The sequence below is a fragment of the Nocardioides caldifontis genome, from assembly GCF_008087345.1.
Taxonomy (GTDB): Bacteria; Actinomycetota; Actinomycetes; order Propionibacteriales; family Nocardioidaceae; genus Marmoricola_A; species Marmoricola_A caldifontis.
Genome location: NZ_VHIB01000008.1, coordinates 204,441 through 231,430, shown reverse-complemented (window position 1 = coordinate 231,430; position 26,990 = coordinate 204,441). Strand labels below are relative to the sequence as shown.

Annotated in this window: 27 protein-coding genes; 25 read left to right on the top strand and 2 right to left on the bottom strand. The window is 73.6% G+C overall.

Annotation, left to right across the window (positions count from 1 at the left end):
* The first annotated feature begins 4 nt into the window (after window positions 1–4).
* From dnaE to FIP57_RS15345, 3 genes are all read left to right on the top strand, one after another.
* Window positions 5–3,556, top strand: a complete 3,552-nt coding sequence (gene dnaE, locus FIP57_RS15355) for a DNA polymerase III subunit alpha (protein ID WP_148574408.1) — start codon at window positions 5–7, stop codon at window positions 3,554–3,556.
* Entirely contained in the window at window positions 3,553–4,179 is a 627-nt protein-coding gene (locus tag FIP57_RS15350) for a hypothetical protein (protein WP_148574407.1), read from the top strand. The genes dnaE and FIP57_RS15350 overlap by 4 nt, the downstream gene beginning before the upstream one ends.
* A gap of 91 nt (window positions 4,180–4,270) precedes the next feature.
* On the top strand, window positions 4,271–5,968 hold the full coding sequence (locus tag FIP57_RS15345) for a hypothetical protein (protein WP_148574406.1): 1,698 nt from the start codon (window positions 4,271–4,273) through the stop codon (window positions 5,966–5,968).
* A 13-nt stretch (window positions 5,969–5,981) separates the two neighbouring features.
* Here FIP57_RS15345 and FIP57_RS15340 read toward each other — a convergent pair whose 3' ends face one another.
* Entirely contained in the window at window positions 5,982–6,656 is a 675-nt protein-coding gene (locus tag FIP57_RS15340) for an LON peptidase substrate-binding domain-containing protein (protein ID WP_148574405.1), read from the bottom strand.
* A gap of 107 nt (window positions 6,657–6,763) precedes the next feature.
* Here FIP57_RS15340 and hisD point away from each other — a divergent pair, with 107 nt between their 5' ends.
* From hisD to FIP57_RS15290, 10 genes are all read left to right on the top strand, one after another.
* Complete coding sequence (hisD, locus tag FIP57_RS15335) at window positions 6,764–8,083, top strand: histidinol dehydrogenase (protein ID WP_148574404.1); 1,320 nt, start codon at window positions 6,764–6,766, stop codon at window positions 8,081–8,083.
* Complete coding sequence (locus tag FIP57_RS15330; protein WP_148574403.1) at window positions 8,083–9,168, top strand: histidinol-phosphate transaminase; 1,086 nt, start codon at window positions 8,083–8,085, stop codon at window positions 9,166–9,168. The genes hisD and FIP57_RS15330 overlap by 1 nt, the downstream gene beginning before the upstream one ends.
* The gene (gene hisB / locus FIP57_RS15325; RefSeq protein WP_148574402.1) at window positions 9,165–9,785 is read left to right on the top strand and encodes an imidazoleglycerol-phosphate dehydratase HisB; all 621 of its coding nucleotides are present in this window, start codon (window positions 9,165–9,167) and stop codon (window positions 9,783–9,785) included. Before FIP57_RS15330 ends, hisB begins: the two co-directional genes overlap by 4 nt.
* Window positions 9,782–10,426, top strand: a complete 645-nt coding sequence (gene hisH / locus FIP57_RS15320) for an imidazole glycerol phosphate synthase subunit HisH (RefSeq protein WP_148574401.1) — start codon at window positions 9,782–9,784, stop codon at window positions 10,424–10,426. Before hisB ends, hisH begins: the two co-directional genes overlap by 4 nt.
* 12 nt (window positions 10,427–10,438) lie before the next feature.
* A complete protein-coding gene (locus FIP57_RS15315; RefSeq protein ID WP_148574400.1) occupies window positions 10,439–10,783 on the top strand; it encodes a hypothetical protein in 345 nt (114 codons plus the stop codon).
* 84 nt (window positions 10,784–10,867) lie between these two features.
* Window positions 10,868–12,022, top strand: a complete 1,155-nt coding sequence (locus FIP57_RS15310) for a type III PLP-dependent enzyme (protein WP_203231289.1) — start codon at window positions 10,868–10,870, stop codon at window positions 12,020–12,022.
* Entirely contained in the window at window positions 12,019–13,383 is a 1,365-nt protein-coding gene (locus FIP57_RS24100; RefSeq protein ID WP_162529826.1) for an MFS transporter, read from the top strand. The genes FIP57_RS15310 and FIP57_RS24100 overlap by 4 nt, the downstream gene beginning before the upstream one ends.
* On the top strand, window positions 13,284–13,997 hold the full coding sequence (gene priA, locus FIP57_RS15300) for a bifunctional 1-(5-phosphoribosyl)-5-((5-phosphoribosylamino)methylideneamino)imidazole-4-carboxamide isomerase/phosphoribosylanthranilate isomerase PriA (RefSeq protein ID WP_238993547.1): 714 nt from the start codon (window positions 13,284–13,286) through the stop codon (window positions 13,995–13,997). Before FIP57_RS24100 ends, priA begins: the two co-directional genes overlap by 100 nt.
* Entirely contained in the window at window positions 13,994–14,755 is a 762-nt protein-coding gene (hisF, locus tag FIP57_RS15295; protein ID WP_148574398.1) for an imidazole glycerol phosphate synthase subunit HisF, read from the top strand. Before priA ends, hisF begins: the two co-directional genes overlap by 4 nt.
* A complete protein-coding gene (locus tag FIP57_RS15290; RefSeq protein ID WP_148574742.1) occupies window positions 14,752–15,597 on the top strand; it encodes a putative protein N(5)-glutamine methyltransferase in 846 nt (281 codons plus the stop codon). Before hisF ends, FIP57_RS15290 begins: the two co-directional genes overlap by 4 nt.
* Here FIP57_RS15290 and FIP57_RS15285 read toward each other — a convergent pair.
* Window positions 15,510–16,154: a TIGR03085 family metal-binding protein gene (locus FIP57_RS15285; protein ID WP_148574397.1), complete on the bottom strand. Its 645-nt coding sequence runs from the start codon at window positions 16,152–16,154 to the stop codon at window positions 15,510–15,512. The genes FIP57_RS15290 and FIP57_RS15285 overlap by 88 nt on opposite strands.
* Window positions 16,155–16,246: 92 nt before the next feature.
* On the opposite strand from FIP57_RS15285, the gene FIP57_RS15280 reads away from it, so the two are divergent.
* The 12 genes from FIP57_RS15280 (at window position 16,247) to FIP57_RS15225 (ending at window position 26,930) form a co-directional block, all read left to right on the top strand.
* Window positions 16,247–18,094 carry an ABC transporter ATP-binding protein gene (locus FIP57_RS15280; RefSeq protein ID WP_338039926.1) on the top strand — a complete coding sequence of 616 codons (1,848 nt, stop codon included), beginning with the start codon at window positions 16,247–16,249 and terminating at the stop codon, window positions 18,092–18,094.
* Window positions 18,091–19,926: an ABC transporter ATP-binding protein gene (locus FIP57_RS15275; RefSeq protein WP_338039925.1), complete on the top strand. Its 1,836-nt coding sequence runs from the start codon at window positions 18,091–18,093 to the stop codon at window positions 19,924–19,926. Before FIP57_RS15280 ends, FIP57_RS15275 begins: the two co-directional genes overlap by 4 nt.
* 7 nt (window positions 19,927–19,933) lie before the next feature.
* Window positions 19,934–20,287, top strand: a complete 354-nt coding sequence (hisI, locus tag FIP57_RS15270; RefSeq protein ID WP_148574396.1) for a phosphoribosyl-AMP cyclohydrolase — start codon at window positions 19,934–19,936, stop codon at window positions 20,285–20,287.
* A complete protein-coding gene (locus FIP57_RS15265) occupies window positions 20,284–20,871 on the top strand; it encodes a Trp biosynthesis-associated membrane protein (RefSeq protein ID WP_162529825.1) in 588 nt (195 codons plus the stop codon). Before hisI ends, FIP57_RS15265 begins: the two co-directional genes overlap by 4 nt.
* Window positions 20,872–20,931: 60 nt before the next feature.
* Window positions 20,932–21,135, top strand: a complete 204-nt coding sequence (locus FIP57_RS15260; protein WP_148574394.1) for an HGxxPAAW family protein — start codon at window positions 20,932–20,934, stop codon at window positions 21,133–21,135.
* A 16-nt stretch (window positions 21,136–21,151) separates the two neighbouring features.
* Complete coding sequence (locus FIP57_RS15255) at window positions 21,152–21,604, top strand: DUF2752 domain-containing protein (protein ID WP_148574393.1); 453 nt, start codon at window positions 21,152–21,154, stop codon at window positions 21,602–21,604.
* A 99-nt stretch (window positions 21,605–21,703) separates the two neighbouring features.
* Complete coding sequence (gene trpC / locus FIP57_RS15250) at window positions 21,704–22,492, top strand: indole-3-glycerol phosphate synthase TrpC (protein WP_148574392.1); 789 nt, start codon at window positions 21,704–21,706, stop codon at window positions 22,490–22,492.
* 32 nt (window positions 22,493–22,524) lie between these two features.
* On the top strand, window positions 22,525–23,781 hold the full coding sequence (gene trpB / locus FIP57_RS15245; protein WP_148574739.1) for a tryptophan synthase subunit beta: 1,257 nt from the start codon (window positions 22,525–22,527) through the stop codon (window positions 23,779–23,781).
* A complete protein-coding gene (trpA, locus tag FIP57_RS15240; protein ID WP_148574391.1) occupies window positions 23,778–24,578 on the top strand; it encodes a tryptophan synthase subunit alpha in 801 nt (266 codons plus the stop codon). The genes trpB and trpA overlap by 4 nt, the downstream gene beginning before the upstream one ends.
* On the top strand, window positions 24,571–25,263 hold the full coding sequence (locus tag FIP57_RS15235) for an SCO family protein (protein WP_148574390.1): 693 nt from the start codon (window positions 24,571–24,573) through the stop codon (window positions 25,261–25,263). Before trpA ends, FIP57_RS15235 begins: the two co-directional genes overlap by 8 nt.
* A gap of 1 nt (window position 25,264) precedes the next feature.
* Window positions 25,265–26,173: a prolipoprotein diacylglyceryl transferase gene (gene lgt / locus FIP57_RS15230; RefSeq protein WP_148574389.1), complete on the top strand. Its 909-nt coding sequence runs from the start codon at window positions 25,265–25,267 to the stop codon at window positions 26,171–26,173.
* A gap of 31 nt (window positions 26,174–26,204) precedes the next feature.
* Window positions 26,205–26,930, top strand: a complete 726-nt coding sequence (locus FIP57_RS15225) for a VIT1/CCC1 transporter family protein (protein ID WP_238993500.1) — start codon at window positions 26,205–26,207, stop codon at window positions 26,928–26,930.
* Window positions 26,931–26,990 lie beyond the last annotated feature (60 nt).

Here is a 26,990-nt window from a genome sequence, read left to right as displayed (position 1 = left end):
GCCGATGTCAGGTGGAGCCAAGGCTGACGGGTTCGTGCACCTGCACGTCCACACCGAGTACTCCATGCTCGACGGCGCGGCCCGGCTCGACGACATGTTCGCGCGCACCGCCGAGCTCGGCATGGACGCCATCGCGATGACCGACCACGGCAACGTGTTCGGGGCGTTCGACTTCTGGTCCAAGGCGAAGGACCACGGCGTCAAGCCGATCATCGGCATGGAGGCCTACTTCACGCCGAACACCTCCCGCTTCGAGCGACGCCGCGTCCGGTGGAACAACGGCGGCGACGACGACGTGTCGGGTGGCGGCGCCTACACCCACATGACGCTGCTCTCGGAGAGCACCGCGGGGATGCACAACCTCTTCCGGCTCTCCTCCCGGGCGAGCCTCGAGGGGCAGTTCTACAAGCCCCGCGCCGACCGCGAGCTGCTGGCCGAGCACGCCGAGGGGCTGATCGGCACCACGGGGTGTCCCTCGGGCGAGGTGCAGACCTGGCTGCGGATCGGGAACTACGACAAGGCCCGCGAGGCGGCAGCCGAGTTCCGCGACATCCTCGGCCCGGAGAACTACTTCCTCGAGCTGATGGACCACGGGCTCTCGATCGAGACCCGGGTCCGTGACGGGCTGCTGCGGCTCGCCAAGGACCTCGGGTTGCCGATGATCGCCACCAACGACTCCCACTACGTCCGCCCCGAGGACGCCGCCTCCCACGAGCACCTGCTCTGCGTCTCCTCGGGCAGCACGATGTCGGACCCGAAGCGGTTCAAGTTCGACGGCGACAGCTACTACGTGAAGTCGCCCGCGGAGATGCGCGAGCTGTGGGAGCACCGCTACGGGCTCCGCGAGGCGTGCGACAACACCCTGCTGATCGCGGAGCGGTGCGAGGTCGAGTTCGACACCTCGGCCAACTACATGCCCCGCTTCCCGGTCCCCGAGGGGGAGACCGAGGACTCCTGGTTCGTCAAGGAGGTCGAGAAGGGGCTGCGGTACCGCTACCCCGACGGCATCCCGGACAAGGTCCGCAAGCAGGCCGACTTCGAGATCGGCGTCATCACCCAGATGGGGTTCCCGGGGTACTTCCTCGTGGTCGCCGACTTCATCAACTGGGCGAAGGACAACGGCATCCGGGTCGGCCCGGGCCGTGGCTCCGGCGCCGGCTCCATCGCGGCGTACGCCATGCGGATCACCGACCTCGACCCGCTCGAGCACGGGCTGATCTTCGAGCGGTTCCTCAACCCCGACCGCGTCTCGATGCCGGACTTCGACATCGACTTCGACGAGCGCCGGCGCGGGGAGGTCATCAAGTACGTCACCGAGAAGTACGGCGACGACCGGGTCTCGATGATCGTCACCTACGGCACGATCAAGGCGAAGCAGGCCGTCAAGGACGCCTCCCGGATCCTCGGCTACCCGTTCGTGATGGGAGACCGGATCACCAAGGCGATGCCCGCCTCCGTGATGGGCAAGGACGTCCCGCTCAAGCAGATCTTCGACCCCAACCACCCGCGCTACGGCGAGGGCGGTGAGTTCCGGCAGCTCTACGACAACGAGCCCGACGTCAAGACCGTCGTGGACACCGCGATCGGGCTCGAGGGGCTGAAGCGCCAGTGGGGCGTGCACGCCGCGGGCGTGATCATGTCGAGCGAGCCGCTGCTCGACGTGATCCCGGTGATGCGCCGCGAGCAGGACGGCGCGGTCATCACGCAGTTCGACTACCCGACCTGCGAGCGGCTCGGCCTCATCAAGATGGACTTCCTGGGGCTGCGCAACCTCACGGTCCTCGACGACGCCATCCGCAACATCGAGGCCAACCGTGGAGAGAAGGTCGTCCTCGAGGAGCTCCAGCTCGACGACCCGGCCACCTACGCGCTGCTGCAGCGCGGCGACACCCTCGGGGTCTTCCAGCTCGACGGCGGGCCGATGCGCGCGCTGCTGCGCAGCATGCGGCCGGACACCTTCGAGGACATCTCCGCGGTCGGCGCCCTCTACCGCCCCGGCCCGATGGGTGCCGACTCCCACAACAAGTACGCACGCCGCAAGACCGGCCGCGAGCAGGTGGTGCCGATCCACCCCGAGCTGGCCGAGCCGCTCGAGGACATCCTGGGCGAGACCTACGGGTTGATCGTCTACCAGGAGCAGGTCATGGCGATCGCGCAGAAGCTGGCCGGCTACTCGCTCGGACAAGCGGACCTGCTCCGCCGCGCGATGGGCAAGAAGAAGAAGGCCGAGCTGGACAAGCAGTTCGAGACCTTCTCGGCGGGGATGACCGAACGCGGCTACTCCATGGACGCCGTCAAGACGCTGTGGGACATCCTGCTGCCGTTCTCCGACTACGCGTTCAACAAAGCCCACTCGGCCGCCTACGGACTGGTGTCCTACTGGACGGCCTACCTCAAGGCGAACTACCCGGCCGAGTACATGGCCGCCCTGCTCACCTCGGTCAAGGACGACAAGGACAAGTCCGCGATCTACCTCAACGAGTGCCGACGCATGGGGATCAAGGTCCTCCCGCCCGACGTCAACGAGTCCGAGTCGAACTTCACCCCGGTCGGCACCGACATCCGCTTCGGGCTCAACGCGATCCGCAACGTCGGCGGCAACGTGGTCGAGGGGATCGTCTCCGCGCGCCGTGAGAAGGGGCGCTACACCGACTTCAACGACTTCCTCACCAAGGTCGAGCCGATCGTCTGCAACAAGCGCGTGATCGAGTCGCTGGCCAAGGCCGGCGCGTTCGACTCGCTGGGCCACCGCCGCCGCGCGCTCGTCACCGTCCACGAGACCGCGGTGGAGCAGTACGTCGAGATCAAGCGCAACGAGGCGATCGGCCAGGACTCGCTCTTCGGCGCCTTCGACGAGGAGGACCAGGGCGGTTCGGCCTGGGGAGTGACGGTGACCGTCCCCGACATCGAGGAGTGGGACAAGCAGACGCTGCTCGCCCACGAGCGCGACATGCTCGGGCTCTACGTCTCCGACCACCCGCTCCAGGGCGTCGAGCACATCCTCGCCAACGCCGCTGACTGCACGATCGGCCACCTCCTCGCCGACGAGGACCGTCCCGACGGGTCGACGATCACGATCGCCGGGCTGGTCACGTCGGTGCAGCGCAAGATCACCAAGCGCGGCGACTCCTGGGCGATGATCACCGTCGAGGACCTCGAGGGCGCGATCGACGTGCTGCTCTTCCCGAGCGCCTACCAGCTGGCGAGCACGCTGCTCACCGAGGACGCGATCGTCGTCGTCAAGGGGCGGCTCTCGCGCTCGAAGGACCAGCCCGAGCTCCACGGCCAGGAGGTCACCCTCCCCGACCTCACCGAGGGGCCGAGCGGCCCGGTAGTGATCTCGATGCCGTCCACCCGGTGCACCCCGCCGGTGGTCGACCAGCTCCGCGACGTCCTCGGCACCCACCCTGGAGTCACCGAAGTACGGTTGCGGCTGATGACCAGGACCTCCACCACCGTGATGAGGCTCGACGACCGGCTCCGGGTGTCGGCCACCCCGGCCCTCTTCGCCGACCTCAAGGCGTTGTTGGGCCCGCACTGCCTGAGCCAGGTGTGAGCGGCGCGCCAGTGCCGGACCGGCGACGGGACCCCTCGCGCCTGGTCGTCGACGTGCTCGTCGTCCTCGCGGGAGCCGTCCTCCTCGGCGTCGTCGCCGGCCTGGCGTGGCCCCAGCTGGTCGACCCGGTCACCGTGACCCGCACCGGGGCCGGTCTGGTCCGCGACGAGGCGGCGCTGGCGCAGCAGTTCGACGCCGACGCGTGGTACTCCGTGCTGGCCGCCGCCGGTGGGCTGCTGCTGGGCGTCGGGATGATCGCCTGGCGGCGCGCCGACGAGGTCGCCACGCTCCTCGCGGTGGTCGCCGGTGCGTTCCTCGCGTCGTGGATCTCCGCCGAGCTCGGGCTCGCCCTGGGCCCCGACGACCCGTCCCGGGTGCTCGCCGACGCCGCCGAGGGCGCCACCGCCGAGGCGGCCTTCGTGCTCACCACGGACGTCGTGCAGTGGGTGTGGCCGCTGTTCGCGGTCCTTGGCGCCCTCGTCTTCCTGATCAGCCCGTTGTCCGAACGGTCGATCGAGGAGGCCGTCCGCTCCGACGGTCCGGGCGGCGCCCTCCCTCAGGAATTCCACGACCCGGCCGATGTATCAGGGACCGCCGAGGAGACTCCTCCCTCTCGGCCCTGAAGGGCCGTGGTGGAATTCGAGAAAGCCGTCCGCGGACGGCGGGGGCCGCGCGCGTGGGTCGACGCGGACCCGTGGAGAGCGAAGGGGAACCATGTCCAGCGAGACGCCGCAGCCCGAGTACCTCGACGGTGAGCCGTCGGAGCCGAGCCGCTCCGGACGTCGGTGGGGGCTCGTCGCCGGTGCGACCGTCGGTGTCCTCGCCGTCGCCGGCGCCGGCGCCTGGGGGGTGAGCACCCTCCTCGGCGGTGGGCCGGGCGCGGCGGTCGCCGCCCCCGCCGACACGCTGGCGTTCCTCGCGGTCGACCTCGACCCGGGGGCGGGCCAGAAGGTCGAGGCCTACAAGACGTTGAAGAAGTTCCCCGCCCTCGCCGACCGGCTGGGAGGCGAGGAGAACCTCCGCCGCTCGCTGGTCGAGGCGTTCCTGACCGACGCGCCCTGTGACGACCTCACCTGGAACGACGACTTCGAGCCGTGGCTGGGCCAGCGGCTCGGGGCCGGCGTACGCCCGGGTGGTGACGAGCCGGTGCCGTTCGTCGTCGTCCAGGTCACCGACGAGACGAAGGCCACCGACGCGGTCGAGGAGATCGCCGCCTGCGGCGAGGAGGACCCGGAGCTCCCCGGGATGGCGTTCGTCGAGGACTACATGGTCCTCGCCGAGGACGACGAGACCGCCGAGGGTGTCGCGAAGGCGTCCGCGGAGAGCTCGCTCGCCGACGACGACGGCTACACCACGTGGGTCGACGAGGCGGGCGGCGGCGGCATCGTCACCGGCTACCTCGCCGCCGAGGGGCCGAAGCTCCTCCTCGAGGAGTTCGGCGACTTCGGCGAGGACGCCACCGCCGGCACCGTCGCCGGTCGCGTCGCCCCGGCCACCGGCGAGCTCGACGACCCCTCCGACCTCGCCACGATGACGCCGGAGGAGCTCGAGGAGCAGCTCGGCGAGCTCGAGATGGAGGACGACACCGACCTCGACCTCGACCCGGGTCCGGACTTCATGGAGCCCGACGTCGACCAGCTCCGTGAGGCGTTCGAGGAGTTCGAGGGTGCGGCCGTCGTCGCGCGGTTCGACGACGGGGCCCTCGAGGTCGAGGCTGCCATGAGCGCGGTCGGCGAGCTCGATCCCTCCGAGGCCTCGGACAGTGGCCTCAGCGAGCTGCCGGCCACCACCGCCGTCGCCCTCGGGCTCGGCGTGGGTGACAGCGTCGTCGAGGACATGCTCGCCAGCATGGCCGAGTCGATGGGCCAGGACGCGGTGGACGAGCTCGTCGACCAGGTCGAGGCCGAGACCGGCCTGACGCCGGAGAAGCTGCAGGAGCTGCTCGGTGACGGCGTCTCGGTGGCCCTCGACTCCTCGGTGGACCTCGAGTCGATCTTCTCCTCCAGCAGCGGCATCGACGTGCCGGCCGGGATCCGGATCGACGGCGACCCCGACACGATCCTCCCCGTCCTCGAGGAGCTCGTGACCGCCGCGGGTGCCGACGGCGTCCTCCAGGTCGAGAGCAGCGACAGCGCCGTCGCGGTCGGGTTCGACGCCGACTACGTCGCCGAGCTCGTCGGCGACGGTGACCTCGGCGGCCAGGACGGCTTCAAGTCGGCCCTGCCCGACCTCGGCGACAGCGCCGGCGGCTTCTTCGTCGACTTCGACGCGGGCGACTGGCTCGAGCCGGCGCTCGAGTCCGACGGCGACGAGGAGCTCAAGGCGAACTTCGAGCCGCTCGACAGCCTCGGCGCGACCGGCGAGCTCGACGGCGACGTCGTCCGGGGCGTGCTCCGGCTGAGCACCGACTGACCGGCACCCCGGGTCAGTTCGGGTTCCACCCCGTCCGTGCCACCTCGGTGGCCGGGAGGGACGGGACCGCCCGCATGGCTCGGACCTCCTGCAGCATCATCCGCCGCAGGAGGCCGAGCCGTTCGGCCGTGGTGGGCGCCTCGAGCAGCTGCTGCCGCTCGCGCAGGGTCAGCGCCGCGGTCGCGGCCAGCGCGTAGGAGAGCACGTCGGGGTCGCGGGGGAGTGCACCGCTCATCACGTCGTCGCCGCGCAGGGCGCTGACGAGGGCGCGGTAGTCGCCGAAGGCCGCCAGGGCGCGCGCGGCGGCCCGGGCGGTGTCGACCGACGGGGTGCCGTCGTCCAGGAGGTGCTCCACCTCACCCCGGAGGTACGGCGCGCTGGAGTCCGTCCCGACGACCCGCATGCGGTGCCGGCCGACCGCGGTGATGTCGTAGCGGCCGTCGTCGTACTCCTCGACGCTGCTCAGCTGCACCACGCAGCCGGTCCGGTACATCGACTTCGCCTCGTGGCTGCCGACCTCGTACCCCTCGCGGATCGCGATGATCCCGAACAGCCGGGTGGCCGGGTCGGGGAGGGCGAGCAGGTCGCGGACCATCGCCCGGTAGCGCTCCTCGAAGACGTGCAGGGGCACGCTCATCCCCGGGAACGCGACGACGTTCAGCGGGAAGAGCGGCAGCAGCTCGGGCATCGCGCTCAACCTACCCGCGCCCCCCGCCCCGCGGCGGTCGCGCTGTGGCGGTCCGCGCTGTGGCAGTGCGGCCGTGGGGTCGGTGGTGCGCACCTAGACTTGGCCGCATGATCCGCCGCATCGACCTGCGCTCCCCGACGGGCGGTGACGTCGACTACCGCTCCGTCGTCCCGCGCGCCGAGACCGACGTCGCCGCCACCTCCGACGTGGTGCGCCCGATCGTCGAGGACGTGCGGCACCGCGGCGTCGAGGCGGTGCTGGAGTACTCCGCCCGGTTCGACGGTGTGCAGCAGGACGGCATCGCGGTCCCGCGCGAGGCGCTCGACGCCGCGCTGGAGACCCTCGACCCGGCGGTCCGCGCGGCGCTCGAGGAGTCGATCCGCCGGCTCCGGACGACCTGCGAGGCCGAGCTCGAGACGGACGTGACCACCGAGGTGGTGCCCGGGGGCCGCGTGACGCAGCGGATGGTGCCGATCCGCCGGGTCGGGCTCTACGTCCCGGGTGGCCTCGCGCCGCTGGTCTCCAGCGTCGTGATGAACGTCGTCCCCGCCCAGGTGGCCGGCGTGGAGTCGATCGCGCTCACCTCGTCGCCGCAGAAGGACTCCGACGACCCGAGGTTCCGCGGGCTCCCGCACCCGACGGTGCTGGCGGCGTGCGCGCTGCTCGGCGTCGACGAGGTCTACGCGGTCGGCGGGGCGCAGGCGGTCGCGATGTTCGCCTACGGCGCCGGCCCGTGCCGGCCGGTCGACCTGGTCACGGGGCCGGGCAACATCTACACGGTCACCGCGAAGCGGCTGGTCAAGGGCGTCGTCGGGATCGACTCCGAGGCGGGGCCGACGGAGATCGCGATCCTCGCCGACGACACCGCCGACCCGGCGTACGTCGCCGCCGACCTGATCAGCCAGGCCGAGCACGACCCGCTCGCCGCCTCGGTCCTGGTCACCACCGAGGAGGCGCTTGCCGACGACGTCGTCGCCGAGCTCGACAAGCAGGTGGCCGCCACCAAGCACGTCGACCGGATCCGCACCGCCCTCGGCGGCCAGCAGTCCGGCATCGTGCTGGTCGGCGACCTCGAGCAGGGGCTCGCCGTGGTCGACGCCTACGCCGCGGAGCACCTCGAGATCCACACCCGCGACGCGGCGGCCTGGGCGGCCCGGGTCCGCAACGCGGGCGCGATCTTCGTCGGCCCGCACGCGCCGGTGTCGCTGGGCGACTACTGCGCCGGCTCGAACCACGTCCTCCCGACCGCGGGGTGCGCCTGCCACTCCTCGGGGCTGTCGGTGCGCTCGTTCCTCAAGGCGGTGCACGTCGTGGAGTACACCGCCGAGGCGCTGCGGGACGTCGCCGGCCACGTGATGACGCTCGCCGACGCCGAGGACCTCCCGGGCCACGGCGCCGCGGTCCGCGTGCGCGTGCAGGAGGGCTGATGGAGCTGCCCCTCCGCGAGGAGCTGCGGGGCATCGAGCCGTACGGCGCGCCGCAGCTCGACGTGCCCGTCGCCCTCAACGTCAACGAGAACCCCTACGGCCCGTCCGAGGCGGTCGTCGCCGACGTGGCGGCCGCGGTGGCCGACGTCACCCGCACGCTGAACCGCTACCCCGACCGGGAGTTCACCGAGCTGCGCAAGGAGCTCGCCGCCTACCTGTCCGGGGACGGTGCCCGTGACCTCACACCCGAGCAGGTGTGGGCGGCCAACGGCTCCAACGAGGTGATGCTCCACCTCCTGCAGGCGTTCGGGGGGCCCGGTCGGACCGCGCTGTCGTTCGCGCCGACGTACTCCATGTACCCGGAGTACGCACGCGACACGAACACCGCCTGGGTGACCGGCCACCGCGCCGAGGACTTCGAGATCGACGTCGACGCGGCGGTCGCGCGCGTCCGCGAGGTCCGGCCCTCGGTGGTGCTGCTGCCCTCGCCGAACAACCCGACCGGCACCGCCCTGCCGCTCTCGACCGCCCACGCGCTGTGCCAGGCGGCGGCCGACGTGCCCGGCGTGGTCGTCATCGACGAGGCCTACGCCGAGTTCCGCCGCGCGGGCACCCCCAGCGCGCTGGAGCTGCTGCCCACCACGCCGAACCTCGTGGTCACCCGCACGATGAGCAAGGCGTTCGCGCTGGCCGGCGGCCGGCTCGGCTACCTCGCCGCGAGCGCCGAGCTCTGCGACGCGCTCCGCGTGGTCCGGCTGCCGTACCACCTGTCGGCGGTCACCCAGGCGGTCGCGGTCGCCGCACTCCGCCACGCCGACGAGCTGCTCGGCAAGGTCGACGCCCTGCGGGCCGAGCGCGACCGGCTGGTCGACTGGCTCCGCGAGCAGGGGCTCACCGTCGCCGACAGCGACGCCAACTTCGTGCTCTTCGGGACGTTCGCGGACCGCCACGGCGTGTGGCAGGGGCTGTTGGAGCGCGGCGTGCTGATCCGGGAGACTGGTCCCGACGGGTGGCTGCGCGTGTCCGTGGGCACCCCCGACGAGATGGCGGCCTTCCGGGCCGCCCTGCTGGAGGTCATCAGATGAGCCGCACGACGACGCGCACTGCCCGGATCGAGCGCGTGACGAAGGAGTCCAAGGTCCTCGTCGAGCTCGACCTCGACGGCACCGGACGCGCCGACATCAACACCGGCGTGGGGTTCTACGACCACATGCTGACCTCGCTGTCCCGCCACTCGCTGGTCGACCTCACCGTCCAGACCGACGGCGACGTGCACATCGACGCCCACCACACGGTCGAGGACACTGCGATCGTGCTCGGCGACGCCCTGCTGGAGGCGCTCGGCGACAAGAAGGGGATCCGCCGGTTCGGTGACGCGACGGTGCCGCTCGACGAGGCGCTCGTGCAGGCGGTCGTCGACGTCTCGGGCCGCCCGTACTGCGTGCACGTCGGCGAGCCGGAGGGGCAGCAGTTCGTCACGATCGGCGGCTCCGGGGTCGGCTACGTCGGGTCGCTGACGCGCCACGTCTTCGAGACGATCGCCCACCACGCGCAGATCGCCCTGCACGTCCGGGTGCTGTCCGGGCGCGATCCGCACCACATCGTCGAGACCCAGTTCAAGGCCGTCGCCCGCGCGCTGCGCGACGCGATCGCCTTCGACCCGCGCGAGACCGGCGTGCCGAGCACCAAGGGCACCCTGTGACCGGAGCCGGGCGGGACGTCGTCGTCCTGGACTACGGCTTCGGCAACGTCCGCTCCGCCGTGCGCGCGCTCGAGCGTGCCGGGGCGCGGGTCGAGCTGACCGCCGACCGCACCCGGGCGATGGGGGCCGACGGGCTCGTCGTCCCCGGCGTCGGCGCCTTCGCCGCGTGCGTCGAGGGGATCCGGGCGGTCCGCGGCCACGAGGTCATCGGCCGCCGCCTCGCCGGTGGACGGCCCGTCCTCGGCATCTGCGTGGGGCTCCAGGTGATGTTCGAGCACGGCGTCGAGCACGGCGTGCACAGCGAGGGGCTGGGGGAGTGGCCGGGCACGGTCGAGCGGCTCCAGGCCCCGGTGGTCCCGCACATGGGGTGGAACACCGTCGAGGTGCCCGAGGGGTCGCGGCTGTTCGCCGGCATCGAGGACGAGCGGTTCTACTTCGTCCACTCCTACGGCGTACGCGAGTGGGTGCTGGAGACGAAGGGGCGCACCCGGCCGCCGACGGTGACCTGGGCGGAGTACTCCGGCGACCGGTTCGTCGCGGCGGTCGAGAACGGTCCGCTGGCGGCCACCCAGTTCCACCCGGAGAAGTCCGGCGACGCCGGTGCCGCGCTGCTGCGCAATTGGGTGCAGTCCCTGTCGTGACGTGAGGTCGCGATGAGCAAGGAGCGGGCCCGCCGCCGTGCCGCCCGCGAGCACGAGGCGGCGTTGCGGGCGGCTGCGCGGGCGGCCGAGCAGGAGCGCCGGGAGCGACGTGAGGCGCGCGTCCGGGCGCTCAAGGCGCGCACCTCGGGGCGGGTCCGGGTGACACCGGTCGGGCGCCCGACCGGGAGCCTGGCGGCGCGCCGCCGGCGGCAGACCTGGTGGCTGGTCGCGGGGCTGGTCGTCGCGAACGCCCTGCTCTGGTTCGTCCGCCCCGACTGGGAGGCCCGGCTGGGCGCGGCGGTGCTCACCGTGCTGGCGTTCCCGGTGCTGCGGCTGCTGCTGTTCTCCCGTCGCTGAGGCCGGGACCCGGCCGGTTTGGTCCACCGGGTGCGGTCGGGCCGGTGGCCGTATCACCCCTTCGGGGCGGCACTCCTCCCGCACGTGACGACGACCACCGCGACGACCTCCGACCCGTCGACGCCGCCAGCCCTGACCGGCTCCGGGGCGACCCCTTTCGTCAGCGTCGACCTGACGGCGGTGGGCTCGGCGTACCGCACCCTGCGCCGGGCTCTTCCCGGCGTCGCGCTGCACTATGCGGTGAAGGCCAACCCGGCGCGCCCGGTGCTCGAGGTGCTCGCCCGGCACGGCGCGTCCTGGGACGTGGCGAGCCCGGGCGAGATCGACGCGGTGCTCGAGGTCGACCCCCGCCCGGAGCGGCTCTCCTACGGCAACACCGTGAAGAAGGCCGCCGACATCGCGCACGCCCATGCGCGCGGGGTGCAGCAGTTCGCGCTCGACAGCGACGCCGAGCTCGACAAGCTCGTCGCCCTGGCCCCGGGGGCGACGCTCCTGGTGCGGCTGGCCACCAGCGGCGCCGGGGCCGACTGGGCGCTCGGCCACAAGTTCGGCTGCCCCGAGGTGCAGGCCGCACGGCTGCTGGCCCGGGCGGTCGCCCACGGCCACCCGGTCGGCGTCTGCTTCCACGTCGGGAGCCAGCAGCACGACCCGCACGCCTGGGACGAGCCGCTCGCCGCGGCCGGCCGGCTCCGCAACGCGCTGCGGGCGATGGGTGCCGACCTCGACGTCGTCGATCTCGGTGGCGGCTTCCCGGCGCTCGGCACCGTGGACCCCGTCCCCGTCGCGCAGCGCTTCGGCGAGGGGATCCGCGCCTCGCTGCGCCGTCACCTCGGCGACGACCTGCCGGCGCTGATGGCCGAGCCCGGCCGGTTCCTCGTCGCCGACGCCGGGTTCCTCGAGACCGAGGTGGTGCTGGTGACCGAGCGCGCCGGCGTCCGCTGGGTGTACGTCGACGCCGGGCTGTTCTCCGGGCTGGCCGAGACGATGGGCGAGGCGATCCGCTACCGCATCACCGCCCACCGGGGCCGGGCGTCCCTCACCGGCGCGGTCGCACCCGTCGTCGTCGCCGGGCCGACCTGCGACAGCCTCGACGTGCTGTACCGCCGCCACCGGCCGGCCCTCCCGGTCTCGCTCCGCCCCGGCGACCGGCTTCGGTTCCGGGCAGCGGGCGCCTACACGACCACCTGCTCCTCCGTCGGGTTCAACGGGTTCCGGCCGCTGCGGGAGCAGTTCCGGTGACCGGCGGGGGCGGTGCCCGGCCCGGCTACCTCGGAGCCCTCCGGTCCCGCCCCTTCGCCCTGCTCCTCCTCGCGCACGGCCTCGCCACCACCGCCCAGCTCGTCCTCGTGCTCGCCGTCGGGGTAGCCGTCCTCGAGCGCACCGGGTCGGGGTTCTGGCTGTCGGCGGTCGTGGCGCTGTCGTTCCTGCCCTACGCGGTGTTCTCGTCGCTGTCCGGGGTGCTGGTGGACCGGACGTCGCGGAGCGCGCTGATGGCGGCCACGTCCGGGACACGTGCCGTCCTGACGGGCCTGGCGGCGCTCGGGTGCTGGCACGGGTGGCCCGTCCCGGTCGTCGTCGCGGTCGCGGCCGCGGGTGCGGTCGTCGCCACCCCGTCGTACCCGGCGCTCGCCGCGGCGACCCCGCAGTGCGTCGGCCGCGAGCACCTCCCGGCCGCCAACGCCCTGGCGACTTCGGTCGAGAACGGCTGCTGGATCGCCGGGCCCGGGGTCTTCGGATCGCTGGTGGCGCTCGGCGTCCCCTCGTCGGGCGCCGTGCTGCTCGCGGCGGTCCTCCTGGCCGCTGCCGCGGGGTGCGCCGCCGCGGCAGGGCTCGGCCCCGTGCGCCGGCCGCGGGCCGGCGCCTGGACGGAGCTCGCCGGGGCCGCCCGGACGGTGGTCGCCACGCCCGCCATCCGCAGGCCGATGGGGTGGGCGGTCCTCGACAACCTGCTCTACGGCTACCTCGTGGTCGCGGTGGTGGTGCTCACCGAGGACCGGGCCGGCGGGCTCGGCCGGCTGAACGCCGCGCTCGCTGTGGGTGCGGTCGCGGCCGTCGTGGTGGTCAACCGGCTGGCCCAGCACGCGGGACCGGCGCTCCTGCCGGTGACGCTCGCCGTCTTCGCCGCGTCGGTGGCGGCACTCGGGGTGGCCGGGCCAGGGCTCGCAGGCGCGGCGCTCGTGCTGCTCGCGGGCGCGACGACGCTGGTCGCAGAAGTGGCCGCCGTGACCGCGCTGCAGGAGGGCGCCGACGCCGGGCTGCTCGGCCGGGTCATGGGGCTCTACGACCAGGTGAACGTGGGTGCGGTGGCGGTCGGGTCCTTCCTGGCCGGGCCGCTGGCGGACCTCGTCGGCGCCCGCACCGCCTTGGTCGCCGTCGGCGGCGGAGCAGCCGTCGTGGCGCTCTCCGGCGCCGTCCCGCCACTCGGGTGGCGGCGGAGCGGAGCCCTTGCGCCGCCTAGAGTTCCCCCATGTCCTCCACCCGCTCCGCCTACCTCGAGCTCCTGCCCGCCGTCGACGTCCAGGGCGGCCGTGCCGTCCAGCTCGTCCAGGGAGTTGCCGGCTCCGAGAAGACCTTCGGGGACCCCGTCGAGGCTGCCCTGAACTGGCAGCGACGGGGCGCGGAGTGGATCCACCTGGTCGACCTCGACGCCGCCTTCGGGCGTGGGTCCAACCGGGAGCTGCTCGCCGAGATCGTCGGCCGGGTCGACGTCAAGGTGGAGATGAGCGGCGGCATCCGCGACGACGAGTCGCTGGAGGCTGCCCTGGCCACCGGCTGCCGCCGGGTCAACATCGGCACCGCGGCCCTGGAGAAGCCGGAGTGGTGCGCCGCGGCGATCGCGAAGCACGGCGACCGCGTCGCCGTCGGGCTCGACGTCCGTGGCCGCACGCTGGCGGCCCGGGGGTGGACCCGCGAGGGCGGCGACCTCTTCGAGGTGCTGGCCCGGCTCGACTCGGAGGGGTGCGCCCGCTACGTCGTCACCGACGTGAACAAGGACGGGATGCTGCAGGGGCCGAACCTGGAGCTGCTGCGCGACGTCTGCGCCGCGACCGACCGGCCGGTCGTCGCGTCGGGCGGGATCACCGAGCTCGCCGACCTCGAGGCGCTGCAGGGGCTGCTCGACGACGGCGTGGAGGGCGCGATCGTCGGGACCGCGCTCTACGAGGGCCGGTTCACCCTCGAGGAGGCCCTCGCGCTCACCCGGGGCGCCGCATGAGCCTTGCCGTCCGGGTGATCCCCTGCCTAGACGTCGACGCGGGACGGGTCGTCAAGGGGATCAACTTCCAGGAGCTCCGCGACGCCGGCGACCCCGTCGAGCTCGCCAAGGTGTACGACGCGGAGGGGGCCGACGAGCTGACCTTCCTCGACATCTCCGCCTCCCACGAGGGGCGGGCCACCACCCTCGACATCGTGTCGCGGACCGCCGAGCAGGTGTTCATCCCGCTGACGGTGGGCGGCGGCGTCGGCTCGGTCGAGCACGTCGACACCCTGCTCCGGGCCGGCGCGGACAAGGTCGCGGTCAACACCGCGGCGATCCGGCGCCCCGAGCTCGTCGCGGAGATCGCCGACCGGTTCGGCAGCCAGGTGCTGGTGCTGTCGGTCGACGCCCGCCGGGCCCCCGGCACGCCGAGCGGCTTCGAGGTGACCACCCACGGCGGTCGCCGCAGCGCCGGGCTCGACGCGGTCGAGTGGGCGGCCCGAGGCGCCGAGCTGGGAGCGGGGGAGATCCTGCTCAACGCGATGGACGCCGACGGCACTCAGGACGGCTTCGACCTCGAGCTGCTCCGGCTGGTCCGCGAGGCGGTCACCGTGCCGGTGGTCGCCAGCGGCGGCGCCGGCGCGCTCGAGCACTTCCCGCCGGCGGTCGACGCGGGCGCCGACGCGGTGCTCGCAGCCACGGTCTTCCACTTCGGCACCCTCCGGATCGGCGAGGTGAAGAAGACCCTCGCCGAGTCAGGACACCCGGTCCGCTGACAGAGCCGCCCCCGCCCGAGGTCGTCGCCGCACTGCGCGCGGCCGGTTGCGTCCTCGCCGAGGAGGAGGCCGCGCTGCTCGCGACCGCCGCGTCCGACGCCGAGCACCTGGCCGCCCTCGTCGCGCGCCGGGTCGAGGGGGCCCCGCTCGAGGTGGTCCTGGGCCGGGCCCGGTTCCACGGTCTCGACGTCGCGGTCGCCCCCGGGGTGTTCGTCCCGAGGCGCCGCAGCGAGCACCTGGTAGAGGTCGCCCTCGCCCACGTGCGGCCGGGGTCGGTGGTCGTGGAGCTGTGCTGCGGGACGGGGGCGGTCGGCCTCGCGGTCGCGACACGGGTGCCCGTCGAGCTGCACGCCGCGGACGTGGACCAACGCGCCGTGCGCTGCGCCACCGGGAACCTCGGGCCGGTCGGTGGCACGACCCACCTCGGCGACCTGGACGCCCCCCTGCCGGCCACGCTGGCCGGTCGGGTCGACGTGCTGCTCGCGAGCCCGCCGTACGTCCCGAGCGACGAGGTCGCGCTCCTGCCACGGGAGGCCCGGGACCACGAGCCGCGTCGCGCCCTCGACGGCGGGACCGACGGGCTGGACGTCGTCCGCAGGATCGCGGCCGCTGCGCCGCGGTGGCTCGCCCCGGGCGGCGTGGTGCTGGTGGAGACCAGCCCGCGCCAGGCGCCGGCCGCCGTCGAGCTCTTCCGGGGCCACGGGTTCGAGGCGTCCGGCGACACCACCGAGGAGGCGTCGGTGGTGGTGGCGCGTCAGATCCCCATCGGGGTGCCCGCGACGGAGGCGACGTCTTCGGCGTCACCCTCGAGCACCACCTCCGCGTGCTCCTTGCGGCCGTAGACGTAGAGCACGAGCTCCGAGGGCCGTCCCTTGAGCAGCACGTCGCGGTCGGTGCCTCGGGGCCGGGACCGCAGCCGGGTGCGCTCCCGCGTGTCGCTGCGCTCGGCGACGAGCCCCACCGGCGTGCGCACCGTGAGCCCGCGCCCGGCCGCCCGCAGCGCGCGCCACAGCGCGTCCTCGACCTTCGGCGGCAGGGCGCGTGGCTGCCACGTGGGCTGGGCGCGGCGCACGTCCTCGTGGTGGACGAAGAGCTCGACGGTGTTGAGGAGGTCCCCGAGCGCGGGGAGCCCGAAGGGAGACCAGGGCGGCGGACCGTGGCGGAGCTTGGTGACGAGGTCGTCGAAGTCCTTCGCCGCCTCGCGCCGGCTCACCCGGTCGAGCGCCCCGGCCAGCGGGCGCACCAGGATGCCGGCCGCGGCGGGGCTGCGCTCCCGGACGACCAGGTGCACGACGAGGTCGCGTACCGACCACCCCTCGCAGAGCGTCGGGGCGTCGGGACCCAGCTGCTGGGCCAGGGCCGCGAGGTGGGTGCGTTCGTACGCCGCGATCGTGGTCACCGGTCGATCCTAGGGAGCGCGGGGCTGTCGGTGGCCCCCCGTACGCTGTTCGGGGCCGGTCGTCGCCGGCCCGGAGAGACGGAGGGACCTGCGTGACCGCAGCCGGTGCCGAGCGGCCCGCGCCGCCGATGCACAGCCGCACGACGCACAGCACGTTGCGCGAGGGGTTCGCCGTCCTCTGGGTCGCGATCAAGCGGGAGCCGTGGGTCTTCACCCTCTCCACGATCGGCGCCGTGGTCTTCGGGGCCCTGACCGTGGCCGACGCCTGGGTGCTCGGCTGGGCGACCGACCACGTCATCGTCCCGGCGCAGGACGAGGGGGTCACGCCCACCGGCGCGCTCATCACCGCCGCTGCGATGTTCGTCGGTGTCGCCGTCGTGCGCGGGGCCAGCATCGTGGCCCGCCGCTGGGGTGCCGGCGTCATGCAGTACCGCATGCAGGCCCACGACCGCCGCGCCGTCACCCGGCAGTACCTCCGCCTCCCGCTCGCCTGGCACCAGCGCCACCCCACGGGCGAGCTGCTCTCCAACGCCAACTCCGACGTCGAGGCGGCCTGGGCGCCGATCGCGCCGCTGCCGATGGCGGTCGGCACGGTCGCGATGATGGTGATCGCCGTCGTCCAGATGCTGCTGAGCGACCTCGTCCTCGCGGTCGTCGGGCTGATGGTCTTCCCGCTCGTCATCCTGAGCAACCTGGTGTTCCAGCGGTTCCAGTCACCGCTGATGACCCGGGTCCAGGCGCTGCGCGCCGAGCTGAGCGAGATCGCCCACGAGTCGTTCGACGGCGCGCTCGTCGTGAAGTCCCTGGGGCGCGAGACCGAGGAGACCGAGCGCTTCGCCGACAAGGCCTCCACGCTGCGCGACACGACGGTGCGGGCCGGCTTCGTCCGTGCGGTGTTCGACCCGGTCCTGGAGGCGCTGCCGAGCCTTGGCGTGCTGGTGGTGCTCGCGGTCGGCGTCGCTCGCGTGGAGAGCGGCTCGACGGCGGCGGGCGACGTCGTGAACGTCGCCTACCTCCTCATGGTGGTGGCCTTCCCGATCCGCTCGCTGGGGTGGTTGCTCGGCGAGTTCCCCCGCAGCGTGGTCGGGTTCCGACGGGTGCGCTCGGTGCTCGACGAGCACGGCGAGATGCAGTACGGCCCCGAGCCCGCGCCGGCCGGCTCCGGCGGGGCGCGGCTCGAGGTCCGCCACGTGGGGTTCCGCTACCCCGACGCGGTCGACGAGCACGGCGAGCCGGGCGCGGCGGTGCTCGACGACGTGACGTTCACCGTGGAGCCCGGCCGCACGGTCGCGCTCGTCGGGGCGACAGCGGCGGGCAAGAGCACGTTGGCGACGCTGCTGTTCCGGCTCGTCGACCCGGACCGCGGCACCATCGCGCTCGACGGCCGCGACCTCCGCGACCTCGCGCCCGGCACGCTGGCCACCCAGGCCGCGCTGGTCCCGCAGCAGGCCTTCCTCTTCGACGACACCGTGCGCGGCAACATCACGCTCGGCGCCGACGTCGGCGACGACGAGGTCTGGGAGGCGTTGCGGACCGCCCAGGGCGACGGCTTCGTCGCCGCCCTGCCCGACGGGCTCGACACCCGGCTGGGAGAGCGCGGCGCGACGCTCTCGGGCGGCCAGCGCCAGCGGCTCTCGCTCGCTCGTGCGCTGGTGCGCCGTCCCCGGCTCCTGGTGATGGACGACGCCACCTCCGCGGTCGACCCCGAGGTCGAGGCCCGCATCCTGGCCGCGCTCCGGTCGGGGGCGCGCGACTCCACGGTGGTCGTCGTGGCCTACCGCAAGGCGACGATCGGCCTCGCCGACGAGGTCGTCTTCCTGGCCGGCGGCCGCATCGTGGACCAGGGCCCGCACCACGAGCTCCTCACCCGCAACCCGGCGTACGCCGAGCTGGTCAACGCCTACGAGGACCAGCAGGTCGACGAGGAGGTGCTGGGGTGAGCACGCCCACCGCCAGCCGGCCCGGGACCCAGGGCTCCGGCACCGACATGCTCAGCGGCGAGGCGGCCACCGCGATGGCGACCCTCCGCCGCGGCGTCGAGCTCTCGCCCGAGCTCGCGAAGGGGCTCGGGCTCACGATCGTCTTCGCCGTCGTCGCGACGCTCGGCCGGGTGCTCGTGCCGATCGCCGTGCAGCAGGCCGTCGACCGGGGCATCGACGCGCCCGGCGGGCCCGACGCGGGCTTCGTCACCGCGATGGTGGCGGTGACCGCGGCCGGCGTGGTGCTCACCGGGATCTCGTCGGCCCTGATGACCGCACGGCTCTTCCGGGCCGCCGAGCACGGGCTGGCCACCCTGCGCACCAAGGCGTTCCGCCACGTGCACGACCTGCCGATCCTGACCCAGAACACCGAGCGGCGCGGCTCGCTGGTCTCCCGGGTGACGAGCGACGTCGACCAGGTCTCGCAGTTCCTGGTCTTCGGCGGTGTGATCGCCATCGTCAGCGTCGGCCAGATCCTCGTCGCCACCGTGGTGATGCTGGTCTACAGCTGGGAGCTGACGATCCTCGTCTGGCTCTGCTTCCTGCCGCTCTTCCTGTCGCTGCGCTACTTCCAGCGCCGGCTCTCGCAGGCCTACGCCACGGTGCGCCGCCAGGTCGGCGCGCTGCTGTCGGCGGTCTCGGAGCCGGTGGTGGGGGCGGCAGTGGTCCGCAGCTACGCCGTGGAGGCGCGCACCCAGGAGCGCATCGACGAGGCCGTCGACCGGCACCTCGACGCGAGCAGCCGCGCCCAGGCCCTGACCGCGTTCTCGTTCTCGCTCGGCGGTGTCTCGGCCGGGCTCGCCAACGCCGGCGTCATCGTCCTCGGCGTGCTGCTGCTCGGCGACGGGATGACGCCGGGCACGATCCTCGCCTTCGCCTTCCTCGTGACCCTGTTCGTCGGGCCGGTGCAGATGGGCACCCAGGTGCTCACCGACGCCCAGAACGCCTTCGCCGGGTGGCGGCGGGTGATCGGGATCCTCGACACCCCGGCCGACGTGGTCGACCCGGGCGCCTCGGGCACCCGGCTGCCCGAGGGGCCGCTCGAGATCACCTTCGACCGGGTGACCTTCGCCTACCCCGGCGGGCCGCCGGTGCTCCACGAGGTCGAGCTGACGCTGCCGCCGATGACCCGGGTCGCCGTCGTGGGGGAGACCGGCTCGGGGAAGACGACGCTGGCCAAGCTCCTGACCCGGCTGATGGACCCGGTGGAGGGGGCGGTCCGGCTCGGCGGCGTCGAGCTGCGCGAGGTGCCCTTCGACCAGCTGCGCGAGCGGGTCGTGCTGGTGCCCCAGGAGGGGTTCCTCTTCGACTCCACCTTGCGCGCCAACCTCCGCTACGGCCGCACCGGCGCCGACGACGCGGAGCTGCTCGCCGCCGTCGACGAGCTCGGGCTCCGTGACTGGCTGGAGGGGCTGCCGCGCGGCCTCGACAGCCGGGTGGGCCAGCGCGGGGAGTCGCTGTCGGCGGGGGAGCGGCAGCTCGTCGCGCTCGTCCGGGCCCGCCTCGCCGACCCCGACGTGCTGGTCCTCGACGAGGCGACCAGCGCGGTCGACCCGTCGCTGGAGATGCGGATCAACGCCGCCCTCGACCGGCTCACCGAGGGGCGGACCTCGGTGACGATCGCCCACCGGATGACCACCGCCGAGCGCGCGGACCTCGTCGTCGTGGTCGACAAGGGCCGCGTGGTGCAGCAGGGCACCCACGCCGAGCTGGTCGGCGAGGGCGGGGTCTACGGCCGGCTCCACGCGAGCTGGGTGGCCCAGCACGAGCCGCGCGTCGACCGCGAGGGATGATCGGGGGGTGAGCTCCCTCGACCCCGCCATCGCCGCCCGGCTCAAGCGCGACGCCGCCGGACTGGTACCCGCCGTCGTCCAGCAGCACGACACCGGCGAGGTGCTGATGGTGGGCTGGATGGACGACGAGGCGCTGCACCGCACCCTGACCACCGGACGCACGACGTTCTGGAGCCGCTCCCGCGAGGAGTACTGGGTCAAGGGCGAGACCTCCGGCCACCGGCAGTGGGTCAAGGAGGTGCGGCTCGACTGCGACGGCGACACGCTGCTGGTCGCGGTCGACCAGGAGGGGCCGGCCTGCCACACCGGGGCGCGCACCTGCTTCGACGAGGGGCTGCTCAGCCCGGGAACCAGCCCGTGAACGAGCCCGTGAACCGGCCGGAGGCGAGCCGGGGGCGTCGTTCCTTCGGGCCGACCGTCGCGGTGGGGCTCGCCGGCGCGGCGCTGGCGACCGTGGGCGCCACCTCCACCTGGGGCGAGGCGACCACCCGGGACACCGGGCTCCGGACGGCGACCGTCGACGGCTCCGCCGTGGCCCCGCTCGTGCTGCCGGTGGCGCTGGTCGCCCTCGCGTCGTGGGGGACCGTCCTGGTGCTGCGGCGCCGCGGGCGCCGGGTGGTGGCGGTGCTCGCCGCGGCGGCCGGGGTCGCCGGAGCGGTCGCCGCCCTGGCCGGGGTCTCCGACGCCGGAGGAGCGGCGGTCGAGGCGCTCGGCGACCTGCCCGACGCCACCTCGTCGACGACCGCGTGGCCGGTGGTCGCCGCGGTCGGGTTCCTGCTCTCGACGGCCGCGGCGGTGGTGGCCTGGTGGCGGGCGCCGGCGTGGCCGGAGATGAGCGCCCGCTACGACGCCCCGACCGGGGGCGACGGCGAGGCCCCGGCGGAGCCGCGCACCGACGCCGAGCTCTGGAAGGCCCTCGACGAGGGGCGCGACCCGACCGCCTGAGCGGGAGGGCTGCGCTTAGGATGGGGCCGGTCCCGCCCAGAACACCGAGGAGCCCCTGACATGAGCAGCGCCCACCACGGCAGCACCCCCGCGGCGTGGACAGGCACCGGCATCGTCTTCCTGGCCTTCGTGGTCGGCGGCCTGGGGCTGGTGATCGAGTCGATGCCGGTCTTCTGGATCGGCGTGGCCCTCGCCCCGATCGGTGCGATCGTCGGCTACGTCATGTCGAAGATGGGGCTCGGCGGCGAACCGGTCGAGCGCTGACCGACCCGTCCCGGTCATGACCGCCACGGCGCCGCCCACGCTCCCGCCCCGGAGCACGCTCCCGGGGTCGAGGCTCCGGCGGCTCTCGCCCCCGTTGCTCCTCGCCGGTGGGCTGGTCGTGGCGAGCGTCGCGCTCCACCTCCGCGACCCCCACCAGGCGGGCAGCTGGGGGTTCTGCCCCTGGTACGCCGTCACCGGCACCTACTGCCCCGGCTGCGGCGGGCTCCGCGCGGTCAACGACCTCACCAACGGCGAGGTCCTCGCCGCCGCGTCGAGCAACCTGCTCTTCGTCGCCTCGCTGCCGTTCCTGGCTGGGGCCTGGGTCCGCTCCGTCGCCGTCCGCTGGCGCGGGAGCCACCGCCCGCTGCCCCCGTGGACGGCCCCGGTGCTCGGGGCGACCACGGTGGCGCTGATCGCCGTCTTCTGGGTGGTCCGCAACGTCCCGGCCGGCAGCTGGCTCGCTCCGTAAACCGCCGCCCGACCGGGCTCGGCGTGCGTGAGAGGCTAGACCGCGGGACAGCCGGGCCGGGGGCTCGGCACGGGTAGAGAAGGCAGGGAGCGGAACCACATGAGCGTCCTCGACGACATCATCGACGGGGTGCGCGCGGACCTCTCGGAACGCGAGGCCTCGACTGCCCTCGAGGACCTGCAGGTGCTCGTCGAGCACGCGCCGCCCACGCTCGACCCGATGCCGGCCTTCCGCTCGCCGGGCGTCAGCGTCATCGCCGAGGTCAAGCGGCGCAGCCCCAGCAAGGGCGACCTGGCCGACATCCCCGACCCGGCCGCGCTGGCCGCCGCCTACGAGGCGGGCGGTGCCGCCGCGGTGAGCGTGCTCACCGAGCAGCGCCGGTTCGGTGGGAGCCTCGACGACCTCCGGGCGGTCCGCACGGCGGTGGAGATCCCCGTCCTGCGCAAGGACTTCGTGGTCACCTCCTACCAGCTGTGGGAGGCCCGGGCCGCCGGCGCCGACCTGATCCTGCTGATCGTCGCCGCGCTCGACCAGCCGTTGCTGGAGCAGCTGCACCGCGAGGCCGTCGAGGTCGGGCTCACGCCCCTGGTCGAGGTGCACGACGAGGCCGAGGTCGAGCGCGCGCTCGCGGCCGGTGCACGGCTGGTCGGGGTCAACGCCCGCAACCTCAAGACGCTCGAGGTCGACCCGGGCACCTTCGCCCGCGTCGCGCCGCTGGTGCCGGAGGGCGTGGTGAAGGTCGCCGAGTCCGGGGTCACCGGCCCCGGCGACGTCGAGACGTTCGCGGCCCAGGGCGCCGACGTGGTGCTGGTGGGCGAGGCGCTCGTGACCGGTGGCGACCCGAAGGGCGCGGTGGCGGCGATGATCGAGGCAGGAGCGACGCGGTGACGGACCAGGCGACCGAACGGGCACCACTGGCGGTGGACAGCGCCGGCCCCGACGCGACCGGCCACTTCGGGCGGTTCGGCGGCCGGTTCATGCCCGAGGCGCTCCAGGCCGCCCTCGACGAGCTCACCGAGGCCTGGCAGGACGCGATGGCCGACCCGGCGTTCACCGCCGAGCTCGACCGGATGCTCCGCGAGTACGCCGGGACGCCGAGCCGGCTCTACGAGGCGACCCGGCTCTCCGAGGTCGCCGGCGCGCGGATCCTGCTCAAGCGCGAGGACCTGCTCCACACCGGGGCGCACAAGGTCCGCAACGTCCTCGGTCAGGCGCTGCTCACGAAGCGGATGGGCAAGCACCGGGTCATCGCCGAGACGGGCGCCGGCCAGCACGGCGTCGCCTCGGCCACCGCGGCGGCGTACCTCGACCTCGACTGCACCGTCTACATGGGCGAGGTGGACACCGAGCGGCAGGCGCTCAACGTCGCCCGGATGCGGCTGCTCGGCGCCGAGGTGGTGCCCGTGACGAGCGGTTCGCGCACCCTCAAGGACGCCATCAACGAGGCGCTGCGCGACTGGGTGAGCACCGTCGACCACACCGCGTACCTCTTCGGCACCGCCGCGGGGCCGCACCCCTTCCCCGCCCTGGTCCGCTCGTTCGTGCGCGGCATCGGCGACGAGGCCCGGGCCCAGTGCCTCGAGCTCACCGGCGCCCTTCCCGACGCGGTGACCGCGTGCATCGGCGGGGGCTCCAACGCCATCGGGCTGTTCACCGCCTTCCTCGACGACGCCGACGTCCGCATCTACGGCTTCGAGGCCGCGGGCGACGGGGTCGAGACCGGCCGGCACGCCGCCACGATCACCGCAGGGGAGGTCGGGGTCCTGCACGGCGCCCGCACCTACGTGCTCCAGGACGAGGACGGCCAGACCAAGGACTCCCACTCGATCTCCGCCGGCCTGGACTACCCCGGGGTCGGCCCCGAGCACGCGCACCTCGCCGCCACCGGGCGGGCGTCGTACCTCCCCGTCACCGACGCCGAGGCGATGGAGGCCTTCGCGCTGCTCGCCCGGACGGAGGGGATCATCCCGGCGATCGAGTCCGCGCACGCGGTGGCCGGCACCCTCAGGCTGGCCCGCGAGATGCCGGGCGCCACGCTGCTGGTGAACCTCTCGGGACGGGGCGACAAGGACATGGGGACCGCCATGGAGTGGTTCGGGCTGGGCCGCGACCGCGGCGAGGAGCTCGCCGACACCGCGACGGAGGAGCCTGCGGGCACCCCGGAGGAGGACTCGTGACCGCGCTCTCCGACGCCTTCGCTCGCGCCCGGGCGGAAGGCAGGGCCGCCCTGGTCGGCTACCTCCCCGCCGGGTTCCCGACCGTCGACGGCTCGATCGACGCCATCCGCGTGCTCGCCGAGTCGGGGTGCGACGTCATCGAGGTCGGGCTGCCCTACTCCGACCCCGTCATGGACGGCCCGACCATCCAGGCCGCCGCCCAGCAGGCGCTCGAGCGCGGGGTCCGGACCGCCGACGTGCTGCGGGTCGTCGAGGCGACCGCCGCGACCGGAGTGGCGACCGTCGTGATGACCTACTGGAACCCCGTCGAGAAGTACGGCGTCGAGAGGTTCGCCGCCGACCTCGCCTCCGCCGGTGGCTCCGGGCTGATCACCCCCGACCTCACCCCCGACGAGGCAGGACCCTGGCTCGAGGCGTCCGAGCAGCACGGCCTGGACCGGATCTTCCTGGTCGCGCCGTCCTCGACCGACGAGCGGATCCGTTACACCACCACACACTGCAGCGGGTTCGTCTACGCCACCGCGGTCATGGGGGTCACCGGCGCCCGGACGACCACCAGCGAGCTCGCCGGACCGCTGGTCGCCCGCACGAAGCAGGCCACCGACCTGCCGGTCGGCGTCGGGCTCGGGGTCTCCGACGGCGACCAGGCCGCCGAGGTCGCCGGCTACGCCGACGGGGTCATCGTCGGCTCGGCGTTCGTGCGCCGCATCCTCGACGCCGGCGGCGACGCCGGGCTGGCCGCGAAGGAGCTCCGTGCCCTGACCGAGGAGCTCGCCGAGGGGGTCCGGCGTGGCTGACCGCACGACGCCGCGCCGCCTGGACGGGCTCCGGCGCGCTGCCCCCGTCGTCGCGCTTGCCGCGCTTCTGGCGGGGTGCGCAGGCGGCGGCGACGACGACCAGGGCGTGGTGACCGGGCTGAAGGTCAGCGACGACGACGGGATGCACGGCGCGGTCCTCGACCAGCCGTACTCCGTCCCGGACGCCACGCTCACCACCTCCACCGGCGACGACGTCGCCCTCCACGACGGGTTCGCCGAGGCCGACCTCACGCTGGTCTTCTTCGGCTACACCAACTGCCCGGACATCTGTCAGGCGGTGATGGCCGACCTCGCCTCGGCGAAGGCCCGGCTCGCCGACGACGACGCCGAGCGGGTGCAGGTCTGGTTCGTCACCACCGACCCCGCGCGTGACGACGCCGCCACCGTGGGGGAGTACGTCGACCGCTTCGACCCGGACTTCGAGGGGCTCACCGGCCCGCTCGACACGATCGTCGACGTGGCCACCGCCGTGCACGTGCCGATCGAGAAGGGCGAGCGGCTCGAGACCGGCGGATACGACGTCACCCACGGCACGCCGATCCTCGCGGTCGAGCCCGACGGCACGGTCCCGATGCTGTGGACCGAGGGCACCTCCGCCGCCAAGCTCGCCGAGGACGTCGCCACGGCCCTCGGCGAGGGCATCCCCGAGCGTCAGGAGGGGTGAGGTGCTCCAGCAGCTCCAGCAGCTCCAGCAGGTCGCGCTGACCATCCCGAGCCCGTCGGAGGGCGTGTGGCACCTGGGCCCGTTCCCGGTCCGCGCGTACGCCCTGTGCATCATCGCCGGCATCGTCGCCGCGGTCTGGATCGGCGAGCGACGCTGGGTCGCCCGGGGCGGCAAGCCCGGCCAGATCGGCGACGTGGCGATCTGGGCGGTGCCCTTCGGCATCGTCGGGGGCCGGCTCTACCACGTGATCACCGACTACGGGAACTACTTCGGCGAGGGCAAGGAGCCGATCACCGCGCTGTACATCTGGCAGGGCGGGCTCGGCATCTGGGGCGCGATCGCCCTGGGCGCGCTCGGTGCCTGGATCGGTGGCCGCCGGGCCGGGATCAAGTTCCTGCCGATGGCCGACGCCCTCGCCCCCGGGATCCTCGTCGCGCAGGCGATCGGCCGGTGGGGCAACTGGTTCAACCAGGAGCTGTTCGGCAAGCCGACCGACGTGGCGTGGGCGCTGGAGATCCCCGACGTCGAGAACCGGCCCTCCGGCTACGAGCAGTTCACGACGTTCCACCCCACGTTCCTCTACGAGTGCCTGTGGAACCTCGCGGTCGCGGTGCTCATCGTCTGGGCCGACCGCCGGTTCCGGCTCGGCCACGGCCGGGTCTTCGCGTTGTACGTCGCCGGCTACTGCGCCGGCCGCGGATGGATCGAGTACCTCCGCATCGACCCCGTCCAGGGCGACGACGTCTTCGGGCTCCGGCTCAACGTGTGGACCTCGATCGTGCTGTTCCTGCTCGCGGCGGCGTACTTCCTGTGGTCCGCGAAGCGGCGCCCGGGGCGGGAGGAGAGCGTGCTGACGGAAGGCTCGGTCGAGCCCGAGGAGGACGAGGCAGGCGAGGCTCACCTTCGGTGAAATGTGGCGGGAGCCGCTCTACCGTTGAGGTGTGAGCACTCCTGTCGTCACTCCCGAGATCGGTCACGAGCACGCCGACGTGACCGGTGGCTGGCTCCGGCCGGCACTGTTCGGGGCGATGGACGGGCTGGTCTCCAACGTCGCGCTGGTCGCCGGTGTCGCGGGCGGCACGGCGGGCTCGAGCGACTCGACGGCGGTCCTGCTGGCGGGGCTCGCTGGGCTGTCCGCCGGGGCGTTCTCGATGGCGGTGGGGGAGTACAACTCCGTCGCCTCCCAGGCCGAGGCCGCGCTGAAGGAGATCGCCAAGGAGCGCCGGGAGATCACCGCCAACGTCGAGGGCGAGACCGCCGAGCTGGCCGCGACGTACGTCGAGAAGGGGGTGGAACCCGCCCTGGCCCTGCAGGTCGCCCGGCAGATCCACCGGGACGTGGACACCGCCGTCCACGTGCACGCCCAGGAGGAGCTGGGGGTCGACCCCGACGACCTGGCCTCGCCGATGCTGGCCGCGGTCTCGTCGTTCGCGGCCTTCGCGTTCGGGGCGCTCGTGCCGCTGCTGCCGTACCTGTTCGGTGCGGGCGCGCTGCTGCCCGGGGTGCTGCTCACCCTCCTGGCGCTCTTCTGCTGCGGTGCGGCCGTGACGAGGGTCACCATCCGTCCGTGGTGGTACGGCGGGCTCCGGATGGTCCTCCTCGGGGGCGGGGCCGCCGGGGTGACCTACCTGGTCGGCTCGCTCGTCGGAGGGGCCGGTCTCGGGTGACATCTGCCGGGCTGACCCTCGCCCGGGGCTGAGGTACGATCCGAATTCTGCTTGGGCCAA

Bases quoted from the DNA above. Each gene is read 5' to 3' on its own strand.
- FIP57_RS15255 (WP_148574393.1), top strand. From the start codon at position 21,152: ATGACCGCCACGGCGCCGCCCACGCTCCCGCCCCGGAGCACGCTCCCG.
- hisB (WP_148574402.1), top strand. From the start codon at position 9,165: ATGAGCCGCACGACGACGCGCACTGCCCGGATCGAGCGCGTGACGAAG.
- hisD (WP_148574404.1), top strand. From the start codon at position 6,764: ATGATCCGCCGCATCGACCTGCGCTCCCCGACGGGCGGTGACGTCGAC.
- FIP57_RS15340 (WP_148574405.1), bottom strand. From the start codon at position 6,656: ATGCCCGAGCTGCTGCCGCTCTTCCCGCTGAACGTCGTCGCGTTCCCG.
- FIP57_RS15260 (WP_148574394.1), top strand. From the start codon at position 20,932: ATGAGCAGCGCCCACCACGGCAGCACCCCCGCGGCGTGGACAGGCACC.
- trpC (WP_148574392.1), top strand. From the start codon at position 21,704: ATGAGCGTCCTCGACGACATCATCGACGGGGTGCGCGCGGACCTCTCG.
- FIP57_RS15330 (WP_148574403.1), top strand. From the start codon at position 8,083: ATGGAGCTGCCCCTCCGCGAGGAGCTGCGGGGCATCGAGCCGTACGGC.
- hisF (WP_148574398.1), top strand. From the start codon at position 13,994: ATGAGCCTTGCCGTCCGGGTGATCCCCTGCCTAGACGTCGACGCGGGA.
- FIP57_RS15345 (WP_148574406.1), top strand. From the start codon at position 4,271: ATGTCCAGCGAGACGCCGCAGCCCGAGTACCTCGACGGTGAGCCGTCG.
- dnaE (WP_148574408.1), top strand. From the start codon at position 5: ATGTCAGGTGGAGCCAAGGCTGACGGGTTCGTGCACCTGCACGTCCAC.
- FIP57_RS15315 (WP_148574400.1), top strand. From the start codon at position 10,439: ATGAGCAAGGAGCGGGCCCGCCGCCGTGCCGCCCGCGAGCACGAGGCG.